Here is a 7,511-nt window from a genome sequence, read left to right as displayed (position 1 = left end):
CTTCCTGATCGCGGTCCCGACCGGTGTGAAGTTCTTCAACTGGATCGGCACCATGTGGAAGGGCTCGCTGTCCTTCGAGACACCGATGCTCTGGTCCACCGGCTTCCTGATCACCTTCCTCTTCGGTGGTCTGACCGGTGTCATCCTGGCCTCGCCGCCGCTGGACTTCCATGTCTCGGACTCGTACTTCGTGGTGGCGCACTTCCACTACGTGGTGTTCGGCACCGTGGTGTTCGCGATGTTCGCCGGCTTCCACTTCTGGTGGCCGAAGTTCACCGGCAAGATGCTGGACGAGCGCCTGGGCAAGATCACCTTCTGGACGCTGTTCGTGGGCTTCCACGGCACGTTCCTGGTCCAGCACTGGCTGGGCGCCGAGGGCATGCCGCGCCGCTACGCCGACTACCTGGCCGCGGACGGCTTCACCGCCCTGAACACGATCTCGACGATCAGCTCGTTCCTGCTCGGCATGTCGATACTGCCGTTCTTCTACAACATCTGGAAGACCGCCAAGTACGGCAAGAAGATCGAGGTGGACGACCCGTGGGGCTACGGCCGTTCGCTGGAGTGGGCGACCTCCTGCCCGCCGCCGCGGCACAACTTCCTCACGCTGCCGCGCATCCGCAGTGAATCCCCCGCCTTCGACCTGCACCACCCCGAGATCTCCGCGATCGACCAGCTGGAGAACATCGGCCACGGTGAGAAGGCCCTCGCCGGCGGCAAGGAGGCCGGGAAGTGAAGATCCAGGGCAAGATGTTCATCTGGTTGAGCGTCTTCATCCTCGCCGTGGCGGTTGTCTACGGCTACTGGTCCAAGGAGCCGGCCGGTACCACGGCGCTCTTCCTGGCCTTCGGCCTGGCCATCATGATCGGCTTCTACCTCGCCTTCACGGCGCGGCGGGTCGACGCCGGTGCGCAGGACAACACGGAGGCGGACGTCGCGGACGACGCCGGCGAGATCGGGTTCTTCAGCCCGCACAGCTGGCAGCCGCTGTCCCTCGCCGTCGGTGGCGCCCTCGCCTTCCTGGGCATCGCCGTCGGCTGGTGGGTCATGTACTTCTCGGCACCGATCCTCATGGTCGGCCTGTTCGGCTGGGTCTTCGAGTACTACCGCGGTGAGAACCGCACCCAGTAGCACGCGTCGAGCACGAAGGGGCCCGGACACTCCGCCAGGAGCGTCCGGGCCCCTTCGTCTGCCGTACCGTCGCTCACCCTTCCGGCTTACCCACCGTGCCGCCGTTGACGTCTCTCCCTAGCGTGAGGCCATGAGCATCACGGCACACTTCCAGGCGCGGGGGCGTACGGTCGTCGGCTGCACCCTGCTGGTGATCGCCCTCGGCGCGAGCGGCACCGCCTGCCTCGGTGACGACGACAACCCGCTGTCCGCCACGCCCTACGACGCGGCCGGCCAGATCTCCTTCAACGGCCCCACGGACGCCGGGAAGAAGGCCGACCCGGACAAACCCCTGGAGGTGGTCGCCGAGGGCGCCGACGGGCGCATCACGGACGTCACGGCCATGGACGCGGCCGGACGCCACGTCGCGGGCGAGCTGTCCGCCGACGGCGCCCGCTGGCGCAGCACCTCGCCCCTGGCGGCCAACGCCAGCTACACGGTGCGCGTCAGCACCGAGGACGGGGACGGCGCCCCCGGCCGCAAGGTGCTCACCTTCGAGACCGGCAAGCCCGGCGCGAAGAAGACCCTGGACGTCACCTTCGGGCCCAAGGCGGGCGCGTACGGCGTCGGTCAGCCCATCACGGCGGAGCTGAGCCAGCCGGTCCGGGACCCGGCGCAGCGGGCCATAGTGGAGCGTGCCCTGAAGGTCGACTCCACCCCCGCGGCGCAGGGCGCCTGGTACTGGGTGGACGACAAGAAGCTCCACTACCGGCCCGAGGAGTACTGGCCCGCCCACGCCACCGTCAAGGTCCACAGCACCCTGGACGGCATCAAGATCGGCGACCGGATGTGGGGCGGCAAGGCCAAGCCCCTGAAGATCACCACGGAGGACCGCGTCGTGGCCGTCACCGACGCCTCCGCGCACACGCTGACGGTCTACCAGGACGGCGAGGCGATCCGGGAGATCCCGGTCACCACCGGCAAGCCCGGCTTCGAGACCCGCAACGGCGTCAAGGTCGTCCTCGGCAAGGAATCCTTCGTACGCATGCGCAGTACCACCGTCGGCATCGCCGAGGGCTCGTCGGAGTCGTACGACCTGCCGGTCTACTGGGCCACCCGGGTGACCTGGAGCGGCGAGTACGTGCACGCCGCTCCCTGGTCCGTCGGCTCCCAGGGCATCGCCAACGTCAGCCACGGCTGCGTCGGCATGAGCACCGACAACGCGGAGTGGTTCTTCAACGCCGTCCAGGAGGGCGACCTCGTGGAGGTCGTCAACTCGGGCGGCGAAACGATGGAACCCTTCGGCAACGGCTTCGGCGACTGGAACATGGACTGGACGAAATGGCGCACGGGCAGCGCCCTGACGGGCGGCGCGAGCGATGCGTCCGGCGGTACGGCGGAGCAAGCCCGGCTGCGACCGGAGAGCGCGTGAACACGCCGATCAGGGGAGCGTCGCCAGGGGCGCGGGGACCTGCGCCACCGGCCACGACGGCGCCGCACTCATCCACGCGCCCCGAGCCCCGGGATCCTGGGCGCCTCTAAACCCCCTGCAGCCGCTTCTCCCGCAGCAGCGCGGCGAGCGCGGACGCGAACTCCACCGGCTCCACCGGCAGGGTCACCGCGGCCTCCGCACGGCTCCACGTGGCCAGCCACGCGTCCTGCGGCCGGGCGATGAGCAGCAGCACCGGCGGGCACTGGAAGACCTCGTCCTTGATCTGGCGGCACATGCCCATGCCGCCCATGGGCACGGCCTCGCCGTCCAGGACGCAGACGTCGATCCCGCCCCGGTCCAGCTCCTTGAGCACGGCGGCCGGGGTGGCGCACTCCACGAACTCGACCACGGGCACGTCCGGAGCCGGCCGGCGGCCGGTCGCGAGCCGCACCTGTTCGCGGGTGTTGGAGTCGTCGCTGTAGACCAGCACCGTGGCGGTCGCCTGCATGCTTCCTCCGATACGCGGTGAGACCGGTGAAGGCTGTCGTAGCCCGTTGGGGCGGATGCTACTCCCTCGAACGTCCCGTCAGCAGTGGTTCGGACAGGGCTTCGACGGGCCGTTCGATGGGCCATCCGGGCCGTACCAGCAGGGGGAACACACCGAACGGCACCCCCCGGGGTGAGGGCGGGATAAGCGACCGACATAATGTCGGTCGTGGCGACAGCAACGACAGTAGAAACCGGGCACGCGCACCCGTCGGTCAACCGGCCGAACCTCACCAGCGTCGGAACCATCATCTGGTTGAGTTCCGAGCTGATGTTCTTCGCGGCCCTCTTCGCGATGTACTTCACCCTGCGATCGGTGACCGGCCCGGACTTCTGGTCCGAGAAGGCCGACGCGCTGAACATCCCGTTCTCCGCGACGAACACCACGATCCTGGTGCTCTCCTCGCTCACCTGTCAGCTCGGCGTGTTCGCGGCCGAGCGCGGTGACGTGAAGAAGCTCCGGATGTGGTTCATCGTCACCTTCGTGATGGGTGCGATCTTTATCGGCGGTCAGGTGTTCGAGTACACCGAGCTGGTCAAGCACGAGGGCATCTCGCTCTCGTCCGACCCGTACGGCTCGGCGTTCTACCTGACCACCGGCTTCCACGGACTGCACGTGACGGGCGGCCTCATCGCCTTCCTGCTGGTCCTCGGCCGCACCTACGCGGCCCGGAGGTTCACCCACGAGCAGGCGACCGCCGCCATCGTCGTGTCCTACTACTGGCACTTCGTCGATGTGGTCTGGATCGGCCTGTTCGCCACGATCTACCTGATCAAGTAGTCGCGGCACGCACCCGCGCAATACCAGAAGCATCGACGCAGAAGATCCTGACACCGGGGTAATCCGTGAAAAAGCTCTCCGCACGACGACGCCATCCGCTGGCGGCCCTCGTCGTCCTACTCCTCGCGCTGGCATGCACAGGGGGGCTGTACGCCGCGTTCGCACCCGCGAGCAAGGCGCAGGCCGATGAATCCGCCCAGTCCCTCGCCATCGACGAGGGCAAGAAGCTCTACGCCGTCGGCTGTGCCAGTTGCCACGGCACCGGAGGGCAGGGCACCAGCGACGGTCCGAGCCTGGTCGGCGTAGGCGCCGCGGCCGTCGACTTCCAGGTGGGCACCGGCCGCATGCCGGCCCAGCAGCCCGGCGCGCAGGTCCCGAAGAAGAAGGTCATCTACTCCCAGGCGGAGATCGACCAGCTCGCGGCCTACATCGCGTCGCTCGGTGCCGGTCCGGCCATCCCCTCGGAGGAGAAGTACGGCCCCGAGGGCGCCGACATCGCCAAGGGCGGTGAACTGTTCCGCACCAACTGCGCGCAGTGCCACAACTTCACCGGCAAGGGTGGCGCCCTGACGCACGGCAAGTTCGCGCCGAGCCTCGAGGGTGTCGACCCGAAGCACATCTACGAGGCCATGCAGACCGGCCCGCAGAACATGCCCTCCTTCCCCGACACCACGCTGTCGGAGCAGAACAAGAAGGACATCATCGCCTACCTGGACGCGGTCAACGGTGACGACACCGAGAGCCCCGGTGGTCTCAGCCTCGGCGGACTCGGCCCGGTCAGTGAGGGTCTGTTCGCCTGGGTGTTCGGACTGGGCGTGCTGATCGCCGTCGCCGTCTGGGTCGCCGCTCGGACCGCAAAGGCCAAGAAGTCATGAGTAGCCAAGACATTCCAGAAGAGAACCTGCCGGCCGTGCAGGACCGCCCGCACGGCGCGGCGGCCCGGCCCGCGGACGAGACCAACCCGTTCGCCGACCCGGGGCTGCCGCCCCACGAGCCGCGGGTCCAGGACGTCGACGAGCGGGCCGCCAAGCGGTCCGAGCGCACGGTCGCCCTGCTGTTCACGCTGTCGATGCTGGCCACCATCGGCTTCATCGCCTCGTTCGTGGCGATCCCGGTCGACAAGTCGGTCTACATCTTCCCGCTCGGTCACATCAGTGCGCTGAACTTCGCGCTCGGCATGACGCTCGGCGTCGCGCTGTTCGCCATCGGCGCCGGCGCGGTCCACTGGGCCCGCACCCTGATGTCCGACGAGGAGGTCGCCGACGAGCGTCACCCCATCGAGGCGTCCCCCGAGGTCCGCGCCAAGGTCCACGCGGACTTCAAGCAGGGTGCCAAGGAGTCCGTGATCGGGCGCCGCAAGCTGATCCGCAACACGATGCTGGGCGCGCTCACCCTGGTGCCGCTCTCCGGCGTCGTCCTGCTGCGCGACCTCGGCCCGCTGCCCGGGACCAAGCTCCGCCACACCCTGTGGTCCAAGGGCAAGCTCCTCGTCAACATGAACACCAACGAGCCGCTGCGTCCCTCCGACGTCGCGGTGGGCTCGCTCACCTTCGCCATGCCCGAGGGCCTGGAGGAGCACGACGAGGACTTCCAGAACGAGATCGCCAAGGCCGCCCTGATGATCATCCGGCTGGAGCCGGACTCCATCAAGGACAAGCGCGAGCTCGAGTGGTCGCACGAGGGCATCGTGGCGTACTCGAAGATCTGCACCCACGTCGGTTGCCCGATCTCCCTGTACGAGCAGCAGACGCACCACGCGCTCTGCCCCTGCCACCAGTCCACCTTCGACCTTGCCGACGGCGCCCGGGTGATCTTCGGTCCCGCCGGTCACGCCCTGCCGCAGCTGCGCATCGGCGTGAACGACGAGGGTTACCTCGAAGCGCTCGGCGACTTCGAAGAGCCCGTCGGTCCTGCCTTCTGGGAGCGCGGATGAGTACTGCAGCCAACGAACCGTCCCGCTCGCGCGGGAAGGCACCGGCCGGCGAGCGTGTCGCCGACTGGGCCGACGGCCGGCTGGGGATCTACTCCCTGGCCAAGGCCAACATGCGCAAGATCTTCCCCGACCACTGGTCGTTCATGCTGGGTGAGGTCTGCCTCTACAGCTTCATCATCATCATCCTCACGGGTGTGTACCTGACGCTGTTCTTCCACCCGTCGATGGCCGAGGTCGAGTACCACGGCTCGTACGTGCCGCTGCAGGGCCAGATGATGAGTGAGGCGTACGCCTCCACTCTGGACATCAGCTTCGACGTCCGCGGCGGTCTGCTGATCCGGCAGATCCACCACTGGGCCGCGCTGATCTTCCTGGCCGGCATGTTCGTGCACATGATGCGCGTCTTCTTCACCGGCGCGTTCCGCAAGCCGCGCGAGGTCAACTGGCTGTTCGGCTTCCTGCTGCTCGTCCTCGGCATGTTCACCGGCTTCACCGGTTACTCGCTCCCGGACGACCTGCTCTCGGGCACCGGCATCCGCTTCATGGAGGGCGCGATCCTGTCCGTGCCGATCGTCGGCACGTACATCTCGTTCTTCCTCTTCGGCGGGGAGTTCCCCGGCCACGACTTCGTGTCCCGGTTCTACTCGATCCACATCCTGCTGCTGCCCGGCATCATGCTCGGCCTGCTGGTGGGCCACCTGATCCTGGTCTTCTACCACAAGCACACGCAGTTCGCGGGTCCCGGCAAGACCAACAAGAACGTCGTCGGCATGCCGCTGCTGCCGGTGTACACGGCGAAGGCCGGAGGCTTCTTCTTCCTGGTCTTCGGTGTGATCGCCGTCGTGTCGGCCATCGCCACGATCAACCCGATCTGGGCCATCGGCCCCTACCGTCCCGACCAGGTCTCCACCGGAGCCCAGCCGGACTGGTACATGGGCTTCTCCGAGGGCCTGATCCGGGTGATGCCTGGCTGGGAGATCAACTTCTGGGGCCACACACTCGTCCTGGGCGTGTTCGTCCCGCTGCTGATCTTCCCGCTGGTCCTGGCGGCGATCGCGGTCTACCCGTTCATCGAGTCCTGGGTCACCGGAGACAAGCGCGAGCACCACATCCTGGACCGCCCGCGCAACGCCCCGACCCGTACGGCCTTCGGTGTCGCCTGGCTGACCGTCTACTTCGTGCTGCTGATCGGTGGCGGCAACGACCTGTGGGCCACGCACTTCCACCTGTCGATCAACGCGATCACCTGGTTCGTCCGCATCGCGTTCTTCGTCGGCCCGGTCGTCGCCTTCATCGCCACCAAGCGGATCTGCCTCGGCCTCCAGCGCCGGGACAAGGACAAGGTGCTGCACGGACGCGAGTCCGGCATCATCAAGCGCCTGCCGCACGGTGAGTTCATCGAGGTGCACGAGCCGCTCAGCCAGGAGCAGCTGCACACGCTCACGGCGCACGAGCAGTACAAGCCGGCGGAGATCGGCCCGACGGTCGACGAGAACGGCGTCGAGCGCAAGCCGACCGGCACGCAGAAGCTCCGCGCCAAGCTCAGCGAGGCCTACTACGGCGAGGAGTCGCAGATTCCGAAGCCGACCGTCGAGGAGTACAAGGAGATCACGAGCGGCCACGGCCACCACTGACCCTCCAGCGTCGCCACACCACGGTCGAAGGGCCCCGTTCCGTTCTGCGGACGGGGCCCTTCGCCGTGCCCGGGG

Annotated in this window: 8 protein-coding genes; 7 read left to right on the top strand and 1 reads right to left on the bottom strand. The window is 67.7% G+C overall.

Annotated features, from left to right (window positions below):
- The 3 genes from ACZ6IM_RS27045 to ACZ6IM_RS27035 form a co-directional block, all read left to right on the top strand.
- The coding region (locus ACZ6IM_RS27045) for a cytochrome c oxidase subunit I (protein ID WP_469559757.1) at positions 1-736 on the top strand (736 nt) is incomplete at its 5' end.
- Positions 733-1,131 (top strand): cytochrome c oxidase subunit 4, encoded by a 399-nt coding sequence (locus ACZ6IM_RS27040; protein WP_052841413.1) that lies wholly within the window; start codon positions 733-735, stop codon positions 1,129-1,131. The genes ACZ6IM_RS27045 and ACZ6IM_RS27040, both read left to right, overlap by 4 nt.
- Before the next feature lie 130 nt (positions 1,132-1,261).
- Positions 1,262-2,542, top strand: a complete 1,281-nt coding sequence (locus ACZ6IM_RS27035) for a L,D-transpeptidase (RefSeq protein ID WP_052841414.1) — start codon at positions 1,262-1,264, stop codon at positions 2,540-2,542.
- A gap of 106 nt (positions 2,543-2,648) precedes the next feature.
- Here the strand turns inward: ACZ6IM_RS27035 and ACZ6IM_RS27030 are convergent, their stop codons facing one another.
- Positions 2,649-3,050, bottom strand: coding sequence for a response regulator (locus ACZ6IM_RS27030; protein ID WP_003976663.1), 402 nt, complete (start codon positions 3,048-3,050; stop codon positions 2,649-2,651).
- Between the two features lie 198 nt (positions 3,051-3,248).
- Here ACZ6IM_RS27030 and ctaE point away from each other — a divergent pair, with 198 nt between their 5' ends.
- The 4 genes from ctaE (at position 3,249) to qcrB (ending at position 7,436) form a co-directional block, all read left to right on the top strand.
- Entirely contained in the window at positions 3,249-3,869 is a 621-nt protein-coding gene (gene ctaE, locus ACZ6IM_RS27025; RefSeq protein ID WP_003976664.1) for an aa3-type cytochrome oxidase subunit III, read from the top strand.
- 65 nt (positions 3,870-3,934) lie between these two features.
- Positions 3,935-4,744, top strand: coding sequence for a cytochrome bc1 complex diheme cytochrome c subunit (gene qcrC, locus ACZ6IM_RS27020; RefSeq protein WP_052841415.1), 810 nt, complete (start codon positions 3,935-3,937; stop codon positions 4,742-4,744).
- On the top strand, positions 4,741-5,802 hold the full coding sequence (qcrA, locus tag ACZ6IM_RS27015; protein WP_052841416.1) for a cytochrome bc1 complex Rieske iron-sulfur subunit: 1,062 nt from the start codon (positions 4,741-4,743) through the stop codon (positions 5,800-5,802). The genes qcrC and qcrA overlap by 4 nt, the downstream gene beginning before the upstream one ends.
- Positions 5,799-7,436 carry a cytochrome bc1 complex cytochrome b subunit gene (qcrB, locus tag ACZ6IM_RS27010; protein WP_052841417.1) on the top strand — a complete coding sequence of 546 codons (1,638 nt, stop codon included), beginning with the start codon at positions 5,799-5,801 and terminating at the stop codon, positions 7,434-7,436. Before qcrA ends, qcrB begins: the two co-directional genes overlap by 4 nt.
- Positions 7,437-7,511: the final 75 nt, after the last annotated feature.

This window comes from Streptomyces sp. NPDC042336, assembly GCF_055581985.1.
The sequence above is the reverse complement of the archived record's forward strand: the minus strand, read 5'-3'. Positions and strand labels throughout refer to the sequence as shown.

Bases quoted from the DNA above. Each gene is read 5' to 3' on its own strand.
- ACZ6IM_RS27035 (WP_052841414.1), top strand. From the start codon at position 1,262: ATGAGCATCACGGCACACTTCCAGGCGCGGGGGCGTACGGTCGTCGGC.
- ACZ6IM_RS27030 (WP_003976663.1), bottom strand. From the start codon at position 3,050: ATGCAGGCGACCGCCACGGTGCTGGTCTACAGCGACGACTCCAACACC.
- ctaE (WP_003976664.1), top strand. From the start codon at position 3,249: ATGTCGGTCGTGGCGACAGCAACGACAGTAGAAACCGGGCACGCGCAC.
- qcrA (WP_052841416.1), top strand. From the start codon at position 4,741: ATGAGTAGCCAAGACATTCCAGAAGAGAACCTGCCGGCCGTGCAGGAC.
- qcrB (WP_052841417.1), top strand. From the start codon at position 5,799: ATGAGTACTGCAGCCAACGAACCGTCCCGCTCGCGCGGGAAGGCACCG.